A 21,471-nucleotide genomic window follows, 5' to 3' on the forward strand; every position below is an offset into this window, starting at 1 on the left:
GCGATGAAAATTGCTCAGTCAATTGTGAAATTAGCGATAGTTCGACTTAGTACTAAATTGTTCTCTTTCATTGAATGAGACAATTTTGACAATGCCTGCGCCAACTCAACTTCATGTTTTGCTGCTGCTTCAACATCAACAATATCTTTTGCTACTTCTTGCGTCGTAACAGATTGTTGCTCTGCCGCCGCAGACATATTATTTGCCATAAGCTCTACGTTCGACGCGGCATCTTTCACTTTTTCAGCTGTTTCTCGCCCACTTCCTGTAATTTCAACTGACTTCTTCACCGCCATCGCATTTTTATTAACGTCCTGCACAACCACCAAACTTGCTTGCTGTAGCGCTGCAAGTAGTGTGGCTATTTGAGCGGAAGCGTCTCTACTGCTCTGCGCGAGTTTGCGAACCTCATCGGCAACAACGGCAAACCCTCTGCCATGCTCTCCTGCGCGGGCAGCCTCTATAGCTGCATTAAGCGCCAATAAATTTGTCTGATCTGACAGGGTGTTAATTGTTTCAAGTATGCTGCTGATATCGGTCACCTGCTTTTCCATAGCCGCAGCATTATCCTTAACATCTGTCATGTCGTCTTCTAACTGCTTCATCGCCGTTCTGATCGACTCGTTAATATCAAAAGCCTCTATTGCCAGTTGATCCAGTGATTTACTCGCAGCTAGCGTATCAAAGGCCGATTTAGCAATGTCGGTACTCGTTACCGATATTTCTTCTAACGCTGATGCGATATTAAGGGAGCGTTGTTGCGTTTTTCCCGCATCCTGTACCATTTCCGTACAGGAGGCTTCTAATTCTGATGATAGACGAGAGCTTGCGTCAATAGACTGCTCTAGCCCTCTGATTAAATCTTTAAGTGCCAATATCGTTTTATTAATCGCAATAGACACGGTGCCAAGTTCATTCTGTACCTGCATCTTTACATCAACCGTCAAATCTCCTTTCTCGGCAATCTTTGAAAGATTTTGTGTAAGACGGGTGAGTTGCGTGTTGAGTATGTATAAGAGCGCGCGATAGATGAGGGTAATAACCACAATGCCAACAAAAATAATGATGAGTGTAAGTATCAGTGCGAACGAGGCTTCACTGTGCATGTCTTTTGCATTTTTGTTTACTTGTACCCATATATTATCAAGTATCGACTTTACATCATTGATTTGCGATGTCGCTGCCTCAAACCATTCGCTGTTAGTAGGAAGCATAGTAACGTCGACTTTCCTTGAATTGAGGTTTTTAAGTGTTCGGTTTATCAACGTTGCTTTATCTGATGTCATTGCTCTCGTGAACATCGCAACACTGTCTTTAGGTAAACTGTTTTCCAGTTTTCCTGAAATATATTGTACTTCTTGTTGATAACCCTTTAGCTCACTTATGACGGTATCACTGGTCTCTTGTCGCGCTATTACGCCATTCACTTTCCCTCGTTGTTGCCCCAACCGCTCTTTTAACTGCGCTAAAAGAATGGCGCTGGACAACTGTTCTTTTGACGCTAAGTTGTTAACGTACATCGTTAATGCCGTGGCGGCATTCAGCGCTGATGCGTTAAGAGAACTGTAGAACCTAAACGCCCGCGTACCTTGTAGACTATCCACTTCTCGTCTTAGTGCATCTTTATCACCTAAATAACCAAGTAGTGGGTTAAGAATTTTGGTTACCCTATCGCCGTACGCACGATCATTTTGAAGTAATGAGGTTAATTGCGCTTCTGCGAGATCTGCCTGTTTACGCTGAGCCTCAACGTTATCTCGGCCTTTAGGGGTTGGGTTACCTAAGTAGCCGGCCGTTAACCCTCGTTCAACTGCATGATGGTGCGCCACAGACTCCACGGAGGCAATTAGCGCTATCATTTCAATATCGGTTGAAGCCGCTCGAGTGTCGTCCAATGACCGTTTGATATCTTTGAAAGCCAAATATGCAACACTAATTAATAGTATGCCCGCACCCAACACAGACAGCTGAAGAATAGAAAATCGTTGTAGCAAGCGCACTAATAAAGACTCCATGTAAAACAGTACTGCTCAACAATACGGATAAGGAAAAATATACCTCCTATAATTGCCGTAAAAATAGGCAGCTCGTTTCAGTATAGGAAACATTAGAATAAGCGCAAATCGATTATCTAACCGTTGTTTTATGCGGCAAATAAAGGCAAATATAATGCAGTCATGGGTGATATGACTTACACGAAAAAATCGTAATGAAAAGAAAAAAGTAACGAACCTAAGTTCTTAGTTTGTTTTCCTTTGCTTAGCGTCGCCGGTTGGCGCCTTTTTCTATCTAGAGTGCGCAGTTTAGGTCTATCTTAGATTGCTCATCTGCTACAGGAAAACATGCTCCTGATGGCAAAGCACCGGGTACATATCTTTCGAGATTCGGGTCATAAAGTCCTTCTTCCAAAAATGCGACTAAATCATCAATTTCCTCGCCATTGAGATTCAAAGGCACAAAACGATCATCTAAAACGCCATCCGCCAGTCTTTTTTGTGGCACACCGGCGTTCTTGTATAACACCACCTGTTTAACACTCGTGAAACTTCCACCGTGACCAAACACATTTGAATCTTTTAAGTTATAAAGCTGTGGTACCTTAAACTTATAGTTATCTTCTGTTCGGCCAGTAAAACCACCCCTACCCTTTGCATCATTTTCAGTTACTACACCAGTTATTGTGGGGTTTGATGTATCGAGGTCAGCAAATCCAATGGCCATAAACATTTCTTCGTTAGCAGCACCTATTTTCGAGCTCAAAGCGGGGCCAGTATGACAGCTTGCGCAACCCGCTTTGCCAAAGAAAAGTAAAGCGCCTCGCTTTTCTTGGTCAGTGAGCGCTGCGTCTTCGCCTTGTAACCAACGCTGGAAAGGCGCTCGATTTGCTAGTACCGTTCTCTCATATGCGGCAATTGCCTTACCCATATTTTCAAGAATATCGTCGCCCCCCTCTGGAAATGCAGCTTCATACAACAATTGATATTCCATATTTTGCTGGACGAGAGAGTTGTTGAATGTGTTGAGTCTATGTACTTTTGTACCAGCAATTGCTTGGGTTTCTAAGCCTCCTAAACCACGAGTATTTTCAGCTTTCGGCGTACCAGGCGTAGCTAATATCTCATCAGGTAATTTAGCATTAACTAGCCCTCCATGCTGATTACCAAACTGACCGTTCCAAAGCATTACTTCTTGATAAGCCGTATTTAGAATACTGGGGGAAGTTAGTGGTTGAACATCGGGAACTAGACTAGGATCGGTGCTTGATTTATCAAAGCCCTCGGCTAAGACACGCATTTTTCCAGCAACACCAAAACCTGTTCCGCCTTCTCCAATTCCCTGCACAACACCAGATTTAAAGCCAGCAGCGGCATGGTGACAGCTTGCGCATGACCAAGTGTTGGCCAGTTGCTCATGAACCCCTTCCGTTGCAACGGCGGTTTCATGAAAGAGCATCATACCGAGAAAAACCTTCTCTTCAGTAAGAGTGTTATTTGGGTCAGCGGGAATACTTGAGAAATCTGTAGACTGAGGCAATAGAAGCCCTACCGCGCCGCCATCTAATTGCTCGTTCAATGTTGTCATTAATTGCGTAGACAACGAACTTTCTTCGACAGTAGGCTCTTTATCTGCTCCACAACCCGATACGGTAATAACACTAGTGAGTATCAATACATTTTGAATATAAGGAATCGACTTCATGACTTCACCTTGACTACATTCAACGAAGTTTAAATTTCAAAGCATCAGGGCCACGAAGCAGCGGTGGTGCTAGTTGAAAGCACACTTATTAAAATTGTTTAATAAATAATATAGTAGGTCGAAGCAGAAACTTCGAGTGATTGTCACTATTTTTGTAAATTTAACGTAGAGCACGCGCCTTTCAAAAACTGAGGCCTATAAACCATTCGAGAAATGATGTGGGAAACGGATTAAGAGACTTTGTGAATTTTAAGTATAAAAAACCCCCAGTTATTGGAATATCCAATTATTTGGGGGTACTTAGAATTGCTGTTTTTTTAATTTTTCACTTAAATTAAAAAATAAACTAAATGTACTCGACTTCTATGATTTCCACTTCAACTGCGCCCGCTGGCGTTTGAATAGTCACTGTATCATCAAGCTCTTTACCTATTAGCCCTCGTGCGATAGGTGAGTTCACCGAAATCAGGTTATTCTTAATATCAGCCTCATCATCACCTACAATGCGATAGGTCGTTTCTTCATCATTAGCAACATTTAAGATTGTAACGGTAGTACCGAAAATAACTTTTCCGGTGTTTTCCATTTTAGTGACGTCAATGATTTGTGCATTTGAAAGTTTGCCTTCAATATCTTGGATACGACCTTCACAGAAGCTTTGCTGTTCACGGGCCGCGTGATATTCCGCATTTTCCTTCAAATCACCATGCTCACGGGCTTCGGCAATAGATTCGATAATACGTGGGCGTGTTTTGGTTTTTAGCTCATTTAATTCGTCACGCAGCATTTGAGCGCCGCGCGCTGTCATTGGATACTGACTCATGAATACTGTCTCACTTAGCTAGTAATTTAAACAGAAAAGTGCGCCGCGAAGGCGCACTTTTTATTCGTTCACACAAATGTAATATTGCTAGGATACCTCGTATCCTAGCTTATGTCATTAGTGTTTAAGTCTAGCGTGCAGTTCTTGAACTGAAGCAACTTTGTTACGGTCATCGGCAGACTTCGCTCGAATAGTAGCGAATGCTGCATTCATCGTTGTGGTGTAAGTTACCTTGTTCACCAAGGCTTCACGACGAATGTATACCGAGTCGGTAATGGCTTGACGACCTTCTGTTGTGTTAATCAAGTAGGCGTATTCACCGTTCTTAATTGCATCAACAATATTAGGGCGGCCTTCCGATAGCTTATTAACCACCGTGCTCATTATGCCCGCATCGTATAAGGTTGTCGCCGTACCGCGTGTTGCCTCAATGCTGAAGCCAGCGGCAACCAGCGCTTTAGCGAGTTCGATGATTTTAGGCTTGTCGGTTTCACGCACAGAGATAAGCGCTTTACCTTCTTTAGGCAAAGGTGCACCTGCGCCTAAATTCGCTTTAGCGTACGCTTCTTCAAACGTATCGCCAACACCCATAACTTCACCGGTTGAGCGCATTTCTGGGCCTAACAGTGGGTCAACACCTTGGAACTTAGCAAACGGAAGTACCACTTCTTTCACAGAGTAAAAAGGAGGTATAATTTCTTCCGTTACACCCTGTTCAGAAAGGCTAACGCCGGCCATGGCCCGTGCTGCGACTTTTGCTAATGGTACACCCGTTGCCTTAGACACGAATGGAACCGTACGCGCTGCACGAGGGTTAACCTCGATAAGGTATACTTCACCATCTTTAATCGCAAACTGGGTATTCATCAAGCCCACAACGCCAAGTTCAAGGGCCATGGCTTTTACCTGTTCGCGCATGACATCTTGAATCTCTTTTGAAAGCGAGTGCGGAGGTAGTGAGCAGGCAGAGTCACCAGAGTGAACACCCGCTTGTTCAATGTGTTCCATGATGCCGCCAATCACGACCTCTTTGCCATCGCAGATAGCGTCGATATCAACTTCGATAGCATCGTCAAGGAAACGGTCTAGCAATACCGGCGCGTCGTTAGACACTTTTACCGCTTCGTTCAAGTAACGCTTAAGGTCTTTAATGTCGTAAACGATTTCCATCGCGCGACCACCAAGCACGTAGCTTGGACGAACCACTAGCGGAAAGCCAATCTCTTCGGCCATAGTTAGCGCTTGCTCAACGTTAGTAACTGTAGCATTCGCTGGCTGCTTAAGGTTAAGCTTGTTCACCATTTGCTGGAAACGTTCGCGGTCTTCCGCACGGTCAATCGCCTCTGGCGATGTACCCATGATTGGAACACCAGCGGCTTCGAGAGCACGGGCAAGCTTAAGTGGCGTTTGACCACCATACTGCACGATAACGCCTTTTGGCTGCTCTTTAGCAACGATTTCAAGCACATCTTCCAGGGTTACTGGTTCGAAATATAGGCGGTCTGACGTGTCGTAGTCGGTAGACACCGTCTCAGGGTTACAGTTAACCATAATAGTTTCGTAACCGTCTTCGCGCATTGAAAGTGCAGCGTGAACGCAGCAATAATCGAATTCGATACCTTGACCGATACGGTTAGGGCCACCACCCAATACCATGATTTTATCTTTGTCAGTTGGCGCAGCTTCACATTCTTCGTCATACGTAGAGTACATGTAGGCTGTGCTGGTAGAAAATTCTGCAGCGCAGGTATCTACACGCTTGTAGACTGGAGATATACCAAAACCACGACGGGTTTCACGAATGTCGCTTTCTGCCACTTTTGTTAATTCAGCAAGACGCGCATCTGAGAAGCCTTTACGCTTAAGGGCACGCATAAAGTCAGCATCAATACCTGGTAAGCCAAGCTCAGCTACCTTTGCTTCAAGAAGAATAAGATCTTCAAGCTGTACAAGATACCAGCGGTCGATATTCGTAAGATTAAATACCTCATCAACAGACATTCCCATACGGAATGCATCACCGATGTACCAAATACGCTCTGCACCCGGTTGGCGAAGTTCATAAACCACTTTATTGCGTGACTCTGGGTCTTCAAGGTCAACCATAGGGTTCAAACCTGTCGCCCCTACTTCAAGCCCGCGAAGGGCTTTTTGAAGTGATTCTTGCTGGTTACGACCAATCGCCATAACCTCACCCACTGATTTCATCTGCGTAGTGAGACGGTCATTAGCACCGGCAAACTTTTCAAAATTAAAGCGTGGGATCTTAGTGACAACGTAATCGATTGACGGTTCGAAAGACGCTGGCGTTAAACCGCCAGTAATGTCATTAGCTAGCTCGTCGAGTGTGTACCCCACCGCCAGCTTCGCTGCTACTTTCGCAATTGGGAAACCGGTTGCTTTTGAAGCAAGCGCAGATGAACGGGATACACGTGGGTTCATTTCGATGATAACCATACGGCCCGTTTTCGGGTCTACACCGAACTGTACGTTTGAACCACCGGTTTCAACGCCAATTTCACGTAGTACAGCCATAGCTGCATTACGCATAATTTGGAATTCTTTATCAGTCAGCGTTTGTGCTGGGGCAACAGTAATTGAGTCACCGGTGTGAACACCCATAGGATCGAAGTTTTCAATAGTACATACGATGATGCAGTTGTCTGCTTTATCGCGTACTACTTCCATTTCGTATTCTTTCCAGCCTAGTAACGATTCATCGATGAGTAGTTCGTTGGTTGGCGAAAGGTCGAGACCGCGGGTACAAATTTCATTGAACTCGTCGATGTTATACGCGATACCACCGCCAGTTCCACCCATGGTGAAAGACGGGCGAATAATACATGGGAAGCCGATGCGGCTTAATACATCGTGTGCCTCGTCCATGCTGTGCGCAATTTCTGCACGTGGACATTCAAGGCCAATGTTTTTCATTGCTTTGTCAAAGCGTTCGCGATTTTCCGCTTTATCGATAGCGTCTGCCGTTGCACCGATAAGCTCACAACCGAACTCTTCGAGCACACCGTGCTTATCGAGCTCTAGTGCGCAGTTAAGTGCAGTTTGACCACCCATTGTAGGTAAGATGGCATCTGGACGTTCTTTTTCGATGATTTTGCGAACGACTTCCCAGTGGATAGGCTCGATGTAGGTTGCATCTGCCATTTCTGGGTCGGTCATGATGGTTGCTGGGTTAGAGTTAACCAAAATAACACGGTAGCCTTCTTCGCGAAGGGCTTTACACGCTTGCGCGCCTGAATAGTCGAATTCACAAGCCTGGCCGATAACAATAGGGCCAGCACCAATGATAAGAATACTTTTTATGTCGGTACGTTTTGGCATAGCGGGCTAATTCCTACTGCTTGTGTTGTTCAATAAGTTCAATGAAGTGGTCGAATAACGGCGCCGCTTCATGAGGACCTGGGCTGGCTTCAGGGTGCCCCTGGAAACTAAACGCAGGCTTGTCGGTGCGATGGATACCCTGCAACGACTTGTCGAACAACGAAATGTGAGTTACTTCTAGGTTATCTGGCAAGCTAGACTCATCCACAGCAAAACCGTGGTTTTGGCTGGTGATCATAACTACATTGCGCTTTAGGTCTTTAACCGGGTGGTTTGCGCCGTGGTGACCAAACTTCATCTTCACAGTTTTCGCACCGCTTGCGATAGCAAGTAACTGGTGACCTAAACAAATACCGAATACTGGCGTACCGGTTTCAACGATGGTTTTAATTGCGTTAACTGCGTAGTCACATGGCTCTGGATCGCCTGGTCCATTTGACAAAAATACGCCGTCTGGATTCATGGCTAGCACGTCTTCGGCAGGCGTTTGCGCTGGAACTAAAGTCACTTTACAACCGCGGTCAGCTAGCATGCGAAGAATGTTGTTTTTCACACCGTAGTCGTAAGCAACAACGTGATATTTGAACTCACTTGGTGTTACGTAACCTTTGCCAAGTTCCCAACTACCTTCTGTCCATGTTTTTGGTTCAGTGATGCTTACGACTTTTGCTAAATCCATGCCTTTAAGACCTGGGAAAGCTTTTGCTTGCGCTAGGGCGCTAGACTCGTCTAATTCATCAAAGCATATAATGCAGCCGTTTTGTGCACCTTTGTCTCGCAAGATACGCGTCAAGCGACGTGTATCAATGTCAGCAATACCCACAACGCCTTTCGCTTTAAGGTATTCAGACAGTGTTTGCTGTTGACGAAAGTTGCTAGCAACAAGAGGTAAATCACGAATTATCAGACCTTTCGACCAGATTTTATCTGCTTCGACGTCTTCTTCGTTAGTTCCGGTGTTGCCAATGTGTGGATAAGTAAGGGTGATGAGTTGTTCAGCGTAGGATGGATCGGTGAGAATTTCTTGATAGCCGGTCATGGAAGTATTGAAAACAACTTCCCCGACGGCGGAGCCTGTAGCGCCTATCGCCGTACCTTTAAAAACAGAACCATCCTCTAACACCAAAAGGGCAGAATTAGCCAAGTCAACCTCCAGATTAAGGATAACTATGTGTTTGCGCATTTTTCTGCACAAACCCCACAAAAAACGGGAGTTATTGATAACAATACATCCCGTTTTACGATCTTTGCAGCTAATAAAACCGCACTCTGCAGCCGGTTTGACAGCTTCAGAATACGAAATTCTGGCAAATTCCGGCGAGTATACATCACTGACCGAAAATGGCAAATTTATTTGCAATAATTTACTAAAATAACGCTTATACCACCTTTTTTGCGCAGAACCACTGAAAGTACGGCTTATTGCTCATTTAAAGTGCAACTTTAGTTTAACACTTTGATAACGCCCTTACGTTAGCTCGCTTTTTCGCGCGCTAACAGAAGAGACATCTAGCGTTACAAACCTAGTACATCAACCATGGAGTATAGACCAGGTTGCTTACCATACAACCATTTTGCCGCATGCACTGCACCTTTGGCGAAAGTTAAACGGCTTGATGCTTTATGCGTTATCTCTAGTCGCTCACCAATATCGGCAAATAACGCGGTATGCTCGCCAACAATATCACCTGCTCTTATTGTGGCAAAACCAATGGTCCCCTGGTCTCGCTCTGGCTCTTTGCCTTCGCGACCATAAACCGCACATGCCTTTAAATCTCGGCCCAATTCATCGGCAATTGCTTCGCCTATTGCCATTGCCGTACCTGATGGCGCATCTTGTTTAAATCTGTGATGCGCTTCAGTAATTTCGATATCTGCGGTTTCACCCAGTACACTCGCCGCCTGCCGAACGAGTGACAACATAAGGTTTACGCCAACGCTATAATTTGCCGCAAAAACAATTGGGATATGTTTAGCCGCCTCATCTAACGCATTAAGTTGGCTGTCGTTGAGACCAGTGGTCCCAATAACGACAGGCATGTTGTTGTCGACACACCACGCTAGATTGCTTTCAATAACAGAAGGTAATGTGAAATCGATCATCACGTCGGCGTCACTTCCGCTCAAGTCAGATAGCGCCGAGCAATCGATGTTTTTCTTACCAATACCTGCGAGCTCGCCTACGTTTAAACCGACCCATGGAGAATCGTCACGCACTGTTGCAACACTGAGTTCTGCATCATCACTTAAATCAAGTGCTTCAACAAGAACACGCCCCATGCGCCCATTGGCGCCAAACAATCCTACTTTCATTATTTGTATTACACTTTTATTTGCCTTCAACTAGCACGCATTTTGCCAAATACCCCCACTATTGCAATGTGAGTTTCATAATAAATACGCATAACAACAAACGTAGTAAACCCTTGGCTTTTATACAGTGCAGTATTAATTCACGGAAAAGCGTGGGTATAGGCTCAGATAACATTGTTCTAAAGACAATTCGATGAAGTTTGTGCTCTACTTACACCCTTCACACATTAAAACTCATTCTCCCCAGACTCGATAGATATTTTCGATAAACATACACACTTCAACGCTCATCAGGCTTGTTTTCTTAGCCTAGTTGAGTGACGCTGTAGTCAACTATTACTATTTTCAACGTAAATAAAAAAACTATGCAGAAAGTACTCGTTTGGGATATTCCCACCCGCGTTTTCCATTGGCTTCTTGTTTCGAGTCTTTTGGCCCAGTATGCAACAGCCGAGTGGTTAGAAAATGCAGTCCAGTGGCATTTCTATATTGGATATTTCACCCTATTCCTGGTTATCTTCAGGATTTTATGGGGTTTTGTAGGAACGCAGTACGCTAGATTCAGCAGCTTTGTTACAGGCCCGCGAAAAGTTATCCGCTACATGAAAACCTTGTTTGATAAAGGCTCAGTGCCTTCAATCGGGCACAACCCATTAGGAGGCTGGTTTGTTGTCATAATGCTTGTTTTAGTAGCGGTTCAAGCAATTTCTGGCTTGTTTATGACGGACGATATATTTCTGGATGGCCCCTACCGACCGCTGGCAGATGAACAAACATTAGCGCTGATGAATTCTCTTCACCACCTTGCTTTCGACTTATTGCTCTATGTGATTACTCTTCACATTGCCGCTGTCGTTTTTTATGGCATTTATAAGAAGCAAAAATTGGTGCCAGCTATGGTACATGGAAAAAAGGTGTCAAAAACAGTGGGCATTGCTGGCTCTCGATTGATTAGCGCACTTGTCGTCGCATTACTCGCCGCAGCTATTGTATATGTAGCAATTGAACTTTATCCGCCAACACCAGAAATAGAAGAATATTATTATTAGCTTGGCGTGCAAGGGCCTTAGACATAGCGTCCACAGGCCCAAGCCATCCCCACTTTAGCAGTTAAAAACTAAACCTCACACTTAAGTGAGTTTGGTACTTCAACCAAACCTTTTTGACGCATTAAGGATTCAATTTCTTTTACGCTGGCGGGATCATCAATCGTCGATGGCACAGATACCGTCTCGTTCGCTGCGATTTGACGGAGCAGTTTTCGTAGAATTTTACCTGAGCGAGTTTTAGGTAGTCGCTCCACAACAATTGCTCGTTTAAAGCACGCTACAGGTCCAATGGCGTCACGTACACGTTGAACGAGGGCTTTCTCCAATTCTTTTTCATCAACTGAAACCCCATCTTTTAACAATACTAACCCAACGGGTAGTTGACCTTTGAGTGCATCGTTAACACCAATCACACTGCACTCGGCAACGGCAGGGTGTGCAGCTAACACCTCTTCCATTTCTCCTGTTGAAAGCCGGTGCCCTGCAACGTTAATGACGTCATCAGTACGCCCCATGATGAACACATAACCATCTTCGTCCACATAGCCATTATCGCCAGTGCTGTAGTACCCATCAAACTCACGTAAATAGCCGTCCTTAAAACGCTGATGATCTTGCCAGATTGTTGATAAGCAGCCCGGAGGTAGCGGTAATTTGATTGCTATCGCCCCCTTTTCTCCCGTTGTTTGTTCTTCATTGGGGCCTTTTAGCACTTTTACATTAAAGCCAGGCGTAGGAACACTTGAAGAACCGGGCTTGGTATCCATGGGTTCCAACCCAATTGGGTTAGAACAAATGGGCCAACCTGTTTCTGTCTGCCACCAATGATCGATGACTGATACACCTATTTTTTCAAGTGCCCAATAATAGGTAGGAGGATCTAGTCGCTCACCTGCCATAAACAATGTTCGCAGGCTAGACGTATCATATTTGGAAAAAAACTCAGCATCTGGATCCACTTTCCTGATTGCTCTAAACGCAGTGGGTGCCGCAAAAAGCACATTGATTTTATGGTTTTCAATCATACGCCAAAACGCACCAGCATCAGGTGTGCCCACAGGTTTTCCCTCATAGAGCACAGTAGTAGCGCCTTTAATCAGCGGCGCGTAAACAATGTAGGAATGGCCCACAACCCAGCCTACATCTGACGCTGCCCAAAATACATCGTCCTCACTAATGCCGTAGATAGCACCCATAGAATAGTGAAGCGCGACAGCATGACCGCCATTATCCCTCACCACACCTTTTGGCTTGCCGGTAGTTCCCGAGGTATAAAGCACATAAAGTGGGTCGGTAGCGTCAACCGCGACGGGCGCGGCTGGTGTACTATTTTCTACCAATGTATTCCAGTCATGGTCGGTCTCCTGGTCTACTTTTGCTGTTAGCTGCTCTCGCTGAAACAAAACACAAGCGCTAGGCTTATGGCTGGCTAACAATACAGCTTCATCAACAAGAGGTTTATAAGGAAGTATTTTAGTTCCTTCGATGCCACATGATGCGGTTACAATGACTTTGGGTTTTGCATCATCAATTCGCACGGCAAGTTCATTGGCAGCAAAACCGCCAAATACGACCGAGTGAATTGCACCAAGACGAGCACAAGCAAGCATGGCAATTGCTGCTTGAGGGATCATAGGCATATAAATAATGACCCTATCTCCCTTTGACACCCCTAAGGTCGAAAGTCCGCCCGCGAATGCAGCAACCTGTGAAAGTAATTCATTGTAAGTAAAGTATTGCGTTGTCTGTGTGACTGGCGAATCATATATCAGGGCAGTCTTTTCACCTCGCCCATTTTTTACGTGATGATCTAGCGCTAGGTACGATGTGTTGAGTTGACCACCCCGAAACCAGTCATAGTAGCCATTATCTGTCGCTTGGCAGCCTTTTGAGGGAGGCTCAAACCAGGCAATGTTGCTAGCCTGTTTTAACCAAAACTCATCGGGATGCTGTGTAGAGGCAATGTATTCATTTTTATAAGTCATAACCATGTCCTGAGTAGGGTTTATGTTCAACCTACTTCAGTTCACGACAATATGGTTATAAGACTTCAGGCGTAGACTTTATAACCACATGATTTACATAATATTAAACTTTTATTTTCAATCCGGGCGCGAAATATTTACATAGAACGCTATTGCGAATTATGCCCTAATCTGTCACGCCAATCGCTAATGCTCATGGGCTTATCAAGATAAAAACCTTGAAAAGCACTGCAACCGCACGCTTTAGCTTGGTCGAGTTGCCCAGTGGTTTCAATGCCCTCTGCTACTGTATTCAAATGGAGTGCTTTGGCCATATTGCAAATACTTGTTACTAACAGTGTTTTCTGTTCTGAACCTTCCATCGCTTCAATAAACACCTTATCAACCTTCAACTCTTTAATAGGTAAATCTTGAAGATAATTAAGGTTTGATTCTCCGATTCCAAAATCGTCGATTGATAGGGAAAAACCTTTTTCAGCAAGCTCTCTGACACGATACTGAATGACACTTACCCCCCTTATTAGCGCGCCTTCTGTCAATTCCAGCGTTAAACTTTCGTGCGGTACTTGCCATTTGTTTACGATCGCTAAAAACTTACCGACGAAATCAGCTCTCGCCAAATGCTTAGCGCTGATATTGATGGATAACTTAGTGTCGATATGCTGAGTTTGACAATCTTTCAACAACTTACATGCTTCATTGCAAACCCATAAGCCAAATTCAGCGATGTATTCATTCTCTTCTGCAATTGGAATGAATTCAGCGGGGTTGACTACGCCGAGATGTGGGTGGTTCCATCTTAATAGTACTTCAGAGCTGATAACATTATTTAGCCCATCATATTGAGGTTGTAACTCGATAAATAGCTCGTCATTGGAGATTGCTCTTCCCAATGAACGCTTCACGTAGCTGTAACGTTCGACATCGCTTGCTTTGATATGAATATAATCATTTGCACTCGGTGGTTGGTCGCTAATTACGCGCCGAGGTTTGTGCGCTAACGTCTCACGTATTTTTTTAAACGAAAAATGCGTAGCAGGCAAAGTACAGCTAATTGTTTGCGTTTCTATTGTTAGAAGGCTGTTATGAAGCGTGATTGGCAGCAGAACGTGCTCTTGCAGCTGGTTTGAGTAGTTTTTTGCAACCTTTATCGCATCTGCTTCTTCGCTAAAACACTGGTCAATGTGAAGAAAAAATGCGCCCCTACCGCATTTGAATACACGCGCTTTATAACTGCCTTTATCTTCGAATACTCGAACGAAACGGCTGGCTAAAATACGTGATATGTAATCAATAGTTGGCTCTCCAAATGCTTCTTCATACTCGTTAAAGTTGCAAATATTTACGCACATAAACAACGAAAGAGGCTCAGATGAACTCGTTAAGCGCCCTTTCTCGCCAAGATAACGCTCAAATTGGTGCTGGTTAGGAAGACCTGTTACCGCGTCTGATAGCGCAAGTTGCTTAAAGTGCTCTAACTCGAAGTGATGGGATGACACATCTCTAATGGAAGCTACCATAAGCCGCTGCCCATCAATGACACAAGGCTTTAAGCTCACTTCGCATGAAATGCGCTTGCCACTCTTATGCCGCAAGCATTCCCTTACATCTCGTTTTTCAGCACAGGTTTTAAAAACTGCACTAAGATTCGAAAACAAAGAGAGGCTATCGCTATTTTGCACTTTTGTGGAAATCAATCTTACGTCTTGCCCTATCAACTCGTCAGGTTCGAAACCTAAAACGCTAGAAAGATGATCATTGGCTGACAAAATAGTCCCATTTTCATCTATACATAACACTACGCTATCAACACTGTTTAACAATGTGGCCAGATAATTCGTATAGTTATGTTGCGACTCAGAAAGTCGTTGAATATCAGTTTCATCCTGAGCCGTGCCATAGAAGCGCACTATCTTTAAGCCTTGGCGTTTACTTTTTTCAATTTGTAGAAATACGGAAAGCTTAATACTTTTTGTTTGCCCTTGCTTATCTCGGAAGTTAAAGTGCATAGAAAACTGACGGTCACCCTTCAACGCTTTTATTATTTTACGCTTTAGCGTTACCTTATCGCTCGGCGCTATCATCGAAAGGACTTCACGGAGGCTGACATTTCTAATCTGTGGCAAGCCCAAGAACTGTTTCATGACCGCAGTTGAGGAAAAATTCCCTGCAAATCTGTCAATCTCCCACGCGCCCACCTTAGAGATTGAACTCACTTTTTCTAAAAGGGAAAGCTGCTCAGACAGTTTATCGGAGTAAGGGTGTCTTACTAGCTCATACTGATAACTCACCTCTACCTTTTGCCGCGTGATATCAATAAGCGCGTGTTGTCGGGCATTCAGCACATTGTGCTGCACAAAGGTAAGTAAAACGCCTATCACCTCACTTTGAACATCACGTATCATTGCCAACACAATATGTTGGTTGCAATATTGCTTCAGAGAGTCGGGCAACTCAAATTCACGACATGAAATAGGCGCACTCAAGTGCGTAAGTGGGAGCATAAGCAAAACGTGAGCGGGAAATATAATGCTTTGGGCATCATCTAATGAATGATTTGTATCGCTTGCGACAATCGTAGCTCGACCGCTATTTTGATTTATTGAAGCTAATAAAATGCAAAGGGCCTGCGCTTTCGTTTTGTTCTCAGTGAGAAGCGCAGCGAAGTTGTGCTGCGTGGTTCGTACTGTCGATAACATGCGTTCACTGCGTAAATCCATCTAAGCAAACCTTTAAATAATCCATTAATTTAAAAATAGTGACATCACATGATGTTAGTAGAATAAAGGCAACATTCCTTGTGTACCTTCTATTTACTTGTTTAGCTTATGTTTTAATTTACCTTTATGAAAGGTTTCATCAATATTCTAATTGCCAAATTAACTGTTTTTAATGACAAGCGAAGTGTTGACATGCTCTGAAATATAGCCAACCACCGTACATTATTCCAGCAATTTCACGTAAATAAATGATCAGACATTAGGCGACGTTATTAAGAGAAGAAGTAAGGACTATTTACTGAAAAGGCGCTCCACTGTTCCACGTTGTAAGAAAGAAAAAATGAAATGGAAAAAAGAAGCGCCTCAAAGATATTTGATTACTTAATCTTTTTTATAATCGTCGTGACACGATTTACAGCTAGCGCCTATTTTTCCAATAGCACCGCGATACGCACTTTCATCGCCCGCTTTAACTGCCGCTTGTAAGCCTTGTGCAGCAGTTTTAAGCGCCATCACTTTTGTCTCAACATCTGAGAAATTGTCCCAAATTTTATCTTTCGCACCGGTTTCAACGTCAAACTTACGTGTATCAACGGAAAGGTAATCACCCATCATATCAGCAAGCTGCTCTAGACGTACTGCGTTGGTTTCCATAACGCTTTCATCAAACGGAAGCGCGCCTTTTGCCATTCCACCAAGCGGGCCCATATTGCTGCGTACCAGCTGAAACACTGCTTGACGGTATTGTGTAGCCGCTTTAGCGTGTTTTTCTGAAGACGCCTCAGTTACATCAGCTGCTACTGACGTTGACACTACCACACCCGCCGTTGCCGCAGCGATAATCGCTTTATTGAAAAATTTCATGCCTGTTCCCTTTGTTTGAGTTGGTTATATCTACAAAACACGTATGCAAATATCTAATCTTTTACTTATAAGTCTATCGTGACGAATAGTTTATGTCTGCGCAAGAAATATATCGGTGAATTGTCTTACTGGAGAGATTAACTCCAGTCTAAGAAACGCAAAGAACACCTGTTAATACCCAGCAAAGTACAGTTCTGGACAGGCACTTAACGCATGGAAGTACAGTTTCGAAAGTACAGTTCTGGGCGGGCACTTAACGCATGGAAGTACAGTTTCGGACAGCCACTCAGGGTTTTTCGCAAAGTACAGTTTCAGACAGTCACTCGGGGATTTCGTAACGTCATCCCTCTAGTACCTCTGATTTGCTGAAAAATTTGATAGACACTAAAAAGCCCTCTGGATGAGGGCTTTAAGATAGAACCAATGACATATCTAATTAGTTAGTTAGGTCATCAAAGAACTTTTTGACACCGTCGAAGAATCCTTGCGCCTTCGGGCTGTGCTTGCTTGATGCTTTGCCCATAGACTCTTCAAGTTCTTGAAGTAGCTCTTTTTGACGTGCTGATAAGTTTACTGGTGTTTCCACCACAACTTTACACATCAGGTCGCCCATGGCGCCACTACGTACAGACTTAACGCCTTTGCCGCGCAAGCGGAACATCCTGCCTGTTTGCGTTTCTGCGCTAATTTTGAGTTTCACTTTGCCATCTAACGTTGGCACTTCTAGCTCGCCACCTAGTGCAGCCGTTGTAAAGCTTAGCGGCACTTCGCAGTATAGGTTGTTGCCGTCGCGCTTAAAGATTTCGTGTTCGCGCACATGAACCTGTACGTACAAGTCACCTGCCGGCGCACCATTTTCACCCGCTTCACCTTCACCAGATAAACGGATGCGATCGCCTGTGTCCACGCCAGCTGGGATCTTAACGTTAAGCGTTTTAGTTTTTTCTTTACGACCATGCCCATGACAGCTGTTACATGGGTCTTCAATGATCTTGCCCTTACCCGAACAGGTTGGACAGGTTTGCTGTACGGCAAAGAAGCCTTGTCGCATTTGAACTTGGCCGTTGCCGTGACAGGTTGGACAGGTTTTAGGTGAAGAGCCTTTCTTCGCACCAGAGCCATCGCACACGTCACACTCAACCAAAGTCGGTACGCGAATATCTACGCTCTTACCGCGAACCGCTTCTTCAAGACTTAGTTCTAGGTTGTAGCGAAGATCTGAACCTTGGCGCGCGCGAGACTGACGTCCACCGCGGCCACCACCGCCAAAGATGTCGCCAAATACATCGCCAAAAATATCGCCGAAGTCGGCACCACCACCGAAGCCGCCACCACCGCGGTTTGGATCAACACCCGCGTGGCCGTATTGGTCGTATGCAGCACGCTTCTGCGAATCTGACAGAATTTCGTAGGCTTCCTGGATTTCTTTAAATTTATCTTCCAGGCCTTTATCGCCTTGCGTACGGTCAGGGTGATACTTCATCGCAAGCTTTTTGTACGCTTTTTTAATTTCGCGTTCGCCTGCGCTTTTATCTACCCCGAGTACTTCGTAGTAGTCTCGTTTCGACATATCGTTTACATATCCTACTTTTTTGTCGACAAGCTTGTAATGCTTATCGAATCTACATCTGACTGTTGTGAAAATAACCTGACTGACTGTTAAACAAGGCCAAGTCACGTGCACCAAGTTATTTACACAACAAAGGCGCAACAAGAATATCCTGTTGCGCCTGAACTGCTTACACAGCCCGGCGCGCCGGGCTAATCACAACAGTTTATTTTTTATCGTCGTCTTTCACTTCTTCGAATTCAGCGTCAACAACGTCGTCGTCAGCTTTACCAGAAGCTTGCTGCTCAGCACCTTCTGCACCGCCAGCTGCTGCCTGTTGAGCTTGCGCCGCTTCCATCAGCTTGCTAGACGCTTGAATAAGTTCTTGCGTTTTCGCTTCGATTTCTGCTTTGTCTTCGCCTTTAACTGCAGTTTCAAGTGCTGAAAGGGCTTCTTCGATTGGCGCTTTGTCTTCTGCACTTAGTGCATCGCCAACTTCTTCAAGCTGTTTGCGTGTGGCGTGAACCATACCATCAGCTTGGTTACGCGCTTGAATCAGCTCTTCAAACTTCTTATCAGCTTCTTTATTCGCTTCCGCGTCAGCTACCATTTTTTCTACTTCTTCATCGCTTAGGCCTGAAGAAGCTTTGATAGTGATCTTCTGCTCTTTACCTGTGTCTTTATCTTTCGCAGACACGTGTAAGATACCGTCAGCATCTAGATCGAAAGTTACTTCGATTTGCGGTACACCGCGCGCGGCTGGACGAATACCTTCAAGGTTGAACTGACCAAGAGACTTGTTGCCGCTTGACTGCTTACGCTCACCCTGGAGTACGTGTACTGTTACCGCTGACTGATTGTCTTCTGCTGTCGAGAAGGTTTGCGACTTCTTCGTTGGAATCGTCGTGTTCTTCTCGATTAGCGCAGTCATTACGCCACCCATTGTCTCGATACCTAGAGACAGAGGCGTAACATCTAGCAGTAGTACGTCTTTAACGTCACCAGAAAGTACACCGCCTTGAATTGCCGCACCGACTGCTACCGCTTCATCAGGGTTAACGTCTTTGCGTGGCTCTTTGCCGAAGAACTCAGTTACATACTTCTGTACAAGCGGCATACGCGTTTGACCACCAACAAGGATGATATCGTTAATGTCGCCTACAGATAGGTCCGAATCGGCTAGCGCTTGCTTAAGCGGGTTAAGCGAGTTTTTCACTAGGTCTTCAACCAAAGACTCAAGTTTTGCACGAGTTAGCTTAATCGCTAAGTGCTTAGGACCTGTTGCATCAGCCGTGATGTAAGGCAGGTTAACTTCTGTCTGTTGTGAAGAAGAAAGTTCAATCTTTGCTTTTTCACCGGCCTCTTTAAGACGCTGCATAGCAAGTGGGTCTTTACGAAGGTCGATGCCTTGATCTTTCTTAAATTCTTCAACCAAGTAATTGATAACACGGTTATCGAAGTCTTCACCACCAAGGTGTGTGTCACCATTAGTCGCTAGTACTTCAAACGTATGCTCGCCGTCTACTTCGTCAATTTCGATGATAGAGATATCAAACGTACCACCACCTAAGTCGTAAACCGCAACAACGTTGTCGCCTTGCTTTTTGTCCATGCCGTAGGCAAGAGCAGCAGCGGTTGGCTCGTTGATAATACGCTTAACTTCAAGACCCGCGATACGACCCGCGTCTTTTGTTGCTTGACGCTGAGAGTCGTTGAAGTAAGCAGGAACAGTGATAACTGCACCAGTTACTTCTTCGCCAAGATAGTCTTCAGCGGTCTTTTTCATTTTCTTAAGTACTTCAGCAGAAATCTGCGGAGGCGCCATTTTCTCGCCTTTCGCTTCTACCCATGCATCACCGTTATCAGCACCTACGATTTTGAAAGGCATGATGTCGATGTCGCGCTGTACTTCTTTGTCTTGGAAGCGACGACCAATTAGACGCTTAATTGCGAATAAAGTGTTGGTCGGGTTAGTTACCGCCTGACGCTTCGCTGATTGACCTACTAGTGTTTCACCATCGTTTGTATAAGCGATGATTGAAGGTGTGGTACGATCGCCTTCCGCGTTTTCAATTACGCGAGGTTTGTCGCCGTCTAGAACTGCGACACATGAATTCGTTGTACCTAAGTCGATACCTATGATTCTACCCATTTCGTGTCTCCGAATGATTTTCTTAATACTGTACTTTTAGTGGGGTTATTCCCCGCCTTTTCAATAGATGCCAGTAAAAAAACTGGCATTTTTGTGTGTTCGTCGCAAAAAAGCGTATTAAGCTTGCGTATCCACACCACCGCTTGGTGCACGTGATACCATTACCATGGCAGGACGTAACAAACGGCCATTAATTTGATAACCTTTCTGCATAACCGCCATTACAGTATTCGGCTCGTGGTCTGCACTTTCTTGCATCGACATGGCCTGATGCAAATCAGGGTTAAAGGTTTCGCCCTGCGGATCAATAAGGCTTAATCCAAATTTCTCAATAGTGCTTAAGAAAGTTTTGTGGGTCATTTCCACACCTTCTAACAGCGGCTTCACAGCGTCATTGTCACTATCGGTCATTTCGATAGCGCGCTCTAAGTTATCGATAACCGGTAGCAATTCGCCAGCAAAACGTTCAAGAGCAAATTTACGTGCTTTTTCTACTTCACCTTCAGCGCGACGACGTGCGTTATCAGCATCTGCACGCGCACGAAGCACACCATCCTGCTGTTCTTTAATCGTTGCTTGCGCTTCAGAAAGGGCCGTTTCTAGTTCGTAAATGCGCTGTGCATTTTCGTCTAGCTCTACACCTTCAGATTCTGTCGCTTCAACCTGCGCTTCATCTGCGTTTACTACAGTTTCATCTACTGTATTTTCTTGCTCTGCCTGCACGTCGCGATTATCGCTCATGCCTACCTCCAAACGTTTTTCTCAATTAGGTGGTGCCCAATAACACGTAAATTATTGGGAATAACTTCGTTGCGCTTAGTTATGGGGCTAGTTTTAAGGTGATCAAGGGTATCCACACATTTTTTGTGGATGATTTTTTAAAATCTTTGAAAGTGACGCTTTAGGTCTAGTAAATCGTGATTCATAAATGAAGATGTGACGCCTGTAAATTCCATGTTAATGTAAACATAAAAAAAC

13 protein-coding genes are annotated in these 21,471 nt (G+C 44.7%); 1 reads left to right on the forward strand and 12 read right to left on the reverse strand.

Going from position 1 to position 21,471, the window contains the following annotated elements; all coding sequences use genetic code 11:
* Nucleotides 1-14: 14 nt before the first annotated feature.
* From JC525_RS10935 to dapB, 6 genes are all read right to left on the reverse strand, one after another.
* Nucleotides 15-2,015, reverse strand: a complete 2,001-nt coding sequence (locus tag JC525_RS10935; protein ID WP_198815881.1) for a methyl-accepting chemotaxis protein — start codon at nt 2,013-2,015, stop codon at nt 15-17.
* 274 nt (nt 2,016-2,289) lie between these two features.
* On the reverse strand, nt 2,290-3,699 hold the full coding sequence (locus tag JC525_RS10940) for a cytochrome-c peroxidase (RefSeq protein WP_198815882.1): 1,410 nt from the start codon (nt 3,697-3,699) through the stop codon (nt 2,290-2,292).
* 346 nt (nt 3,700-4,045) lie between these two features.
* The gene (greA, locus tag JC525_RS10945; protein ID WP_105932007.1) at nt 4,046-4,522 is read right to left on the reverse strand and encodes a transcription elongation factor GreA; all 477 of its coding nucleotides are present in this window, start codon (nt 4,520-4,522) and stop codon (nt 4,046-4,048) included.
* A gap of 117 nt (nt 4,523-4,639) precedes the next feature.
* Nucleotides 4,640-7,861, reverse strand: a complete 3,222-nt coding sequence (carB, locus tag JC525_RS10950; RefSeq protein WP_198815883.1) for a carbamoyl-phosphate synthase large subunit — start codon at nt 7,859-7,861, stop codon at nt 4,640-4,642.
* Between the two features lie 13 nt (nt 7,862-7,874).
* Entirely contained in the window at nt 7,875-9,005 is a 1,131-nt protein-coding gene (gene carA / locus JC525_RS10955; protein WP_198815884.1) for a glutamine-hydrolyzing carbamoyl-phosphate synthase small subunit, read from the reverse strand.
* 371 nt (nt 9,006-9,376) lie between these two features.
* On the reverse strand, nt 9,377-10,174 hold the full coding sequence (gene dapB / locus JC525_RS10960) for a 4-hydroxy-tetrahydrodipicolinate reductase (protein ID WP_198815885.1): 798 nt from the start codon (nt 10,172-10,174) through the stop codon (nt 9,377-9,379).
* A gap of 365 nt (nt 10,175-10,539) precedes the next feature.
* Here dapB and JC525_RS10965 point away from each other — a divergent pair, with 365 nt between their 5' ends.
* Nucleotides 10,540-11,223 carry a cytochrome b/b6 domain-containing protein gene (locus tag JC525_RS10965; RefSeq protein WP_198815886.1) on the forward strand — a complete coding sequence of 228 codons (684 nt, stop codon included), beginning with the start codon at nt 10,540-10,542 and terminating at the stop codon, nt 11,221-11,223.
* A 68-nt stretch (nt 11,224-11,291) separates the two neighbouring features.
* Here the strand turns inward: JC525_RS10965 and JC525_RS10970 are convergent, their stop codons facing one another.
* The 6 genes from JC525_RS10970 to grpE form a co-directional block, all read right to left on the reverse strand.
* On the reverse strand, nt 11,292-13,208 hold the full coding sequence (locus tag JC525_RS10970; RefSeq protein ID WP_198815887.1) for a propionyl-CoA synthetase: 1,917 nt from the start codon (nt 13,206-13,208) through the stop codon (nt 11,292-11,294).
* A 149-nt stretch (nt 13,209-13,357) separates the two neighbouring features.
* Nucleotides 13,358-15,928 (reverse strand): GGDEF domain-containing phosphodiesterase, encoded by a 2,571-nt coding sequence (locus JC525_RS10975; protein WP_198815888.1) that lies wholly within the window; start codon nt 15,926-15,928, stop codon nt 13,358-13,360.
* 381 nt (nt 15,929-16,309) lie between these two features.
* Nucleotides 16,310-16,792, reverse strand: a complete 483-nt coding sequence (locus tag JC525_RS10980; RefSeq protein ID WP_198815889.1) for a c-type cytochrome — start codon at nt 16,790-16,792, stop codon at nt 16,310-16,312.
* A gap of 436 nt (nt 16,793-17,228) precedes the next feature.
* A complete protein-coding gene (dnaJ, locus tag JC525_RS10985) occupies nt 17,229-18,362 on the reverse strand; it encodes a molecular chaperone DnaJ (RefSeq protein WP_198815890.1) in 1,134 nt (377 codons plus the stop codon).
* 205 nt (nt 18,363-18,567) lie between these two features.
* The gene (dnaK, locus tag JC525_RS10990) at nt 18,568-20,493 is read right to left on the reverse strand and encodes a molecular chaperone DnaK (protein ID WP_198815891.1); all 1,926 of its coding nucleotides are present in this window, start codon (nt 20,491-20,493) and stop codon (nt 18,568-18,570) included.
* A 117-nt stretch (nt 20,494-20,610) separates the two neighbouring features.
* Complete coding sequence (gene grpE, locus JC525_RS10995; protein WP_198815892.1) at nt 20,611-21,234, reverse strand: nucleotide exchange factor GrpE; 624 nt, start codon at nt 21,232-21,234, stop codon at nt 20,611-20,613.
* Nucleotides 21,235-21,471: the final 237 nt, after the last annotated feature.

Origin of the sequence: Alteromonas sp. IB21, from assembly GCF_016405965.1 — a bacterium.
Taxonomy (GTDB): Bacteria; Pseudomonadota; Gammaproteobacteria; order Enterobacterales; family Alteromonadaceae; genus Alteromonas.

Coding starts and splice junctions, on each gene's coding strand:
- JC525_RS10970 (WP_198815887.1), bottom strand. CDS start 13,208: ATGACTTATAAAAATGAATACATTGCCTCTACACAGCATCCCGATGAG.
- dnaK (WP_198815891.1), bottom strand. CDS start 20,493: ATGGGTAGAATCATAGGTATCGACTTAGGTACAACGAATTCATGTGTC.
- JC525_RS10975 (WP_198815888.1), bottom strand. CDS start 15,928: ATGGATTTACGCAGTGAACGCATGTTATCGACAGTACGAACCACGCAG.
- JC525_RS10940 (WP_198815882.1), bottom strand. CDS start 3,699: ATGAAGTCGATTCCTTATATTCAAAATGTATTGATACTCACTAGTGTT.
- JC525_RS10980 (WP_198815889.1), bottom strand. CDS start 16,792: ATGAAATTTTTCAATAAAGCGATTATCGCTGCGGCAACGGCGGGTGTG.
- greA (WP_105932007.1), bottom strand. CDS start 4,522: ATGAGTCAGTATCCAATGACAGCGCGCGGCGCTCAAATGCTGCGTGAC.
- grpE (WP_198815892.1), bottom strand. CDS start 21,234: ATGAGCGATAATCGCGACGTGCAGGCAGAGCAAGAAAATACAGTAGAT.
- dnaJ (WP_198815890.1), bottom strand. CDS start 18,362: ATGTCGAAACGAGACTACTACGAAGTACTCGGGGTAGATAAAAGCGCA.
- JC525_RS10965 (WP_198815886.1), top strand. CDS start 10,540: ATGCAGAAAGTACTCGTTTGGGATATTCCCACCCGCGTTTTCCATTGG.
- dapB (WP_198815885.1), bottom strand. CDS start 10,174: ATGAAAGTAGGATTGTTTGGCGCCAATGGGCGCATGGGGCGTGTTCTT.
- JC525_RS10935 (WP_198815881.1), bottom strand. CDS start 2,015: ATGGAGTCTTTATTAGTGCGCTTGCTACAACGATTTTCTATTCTTCAG.
- carB (WP_198815883.1), bottom strand. CDS start 7,861: ATGCCAAAACGTACCGACATAAAAAGTATTCTTATCATTGGTGCTGGC.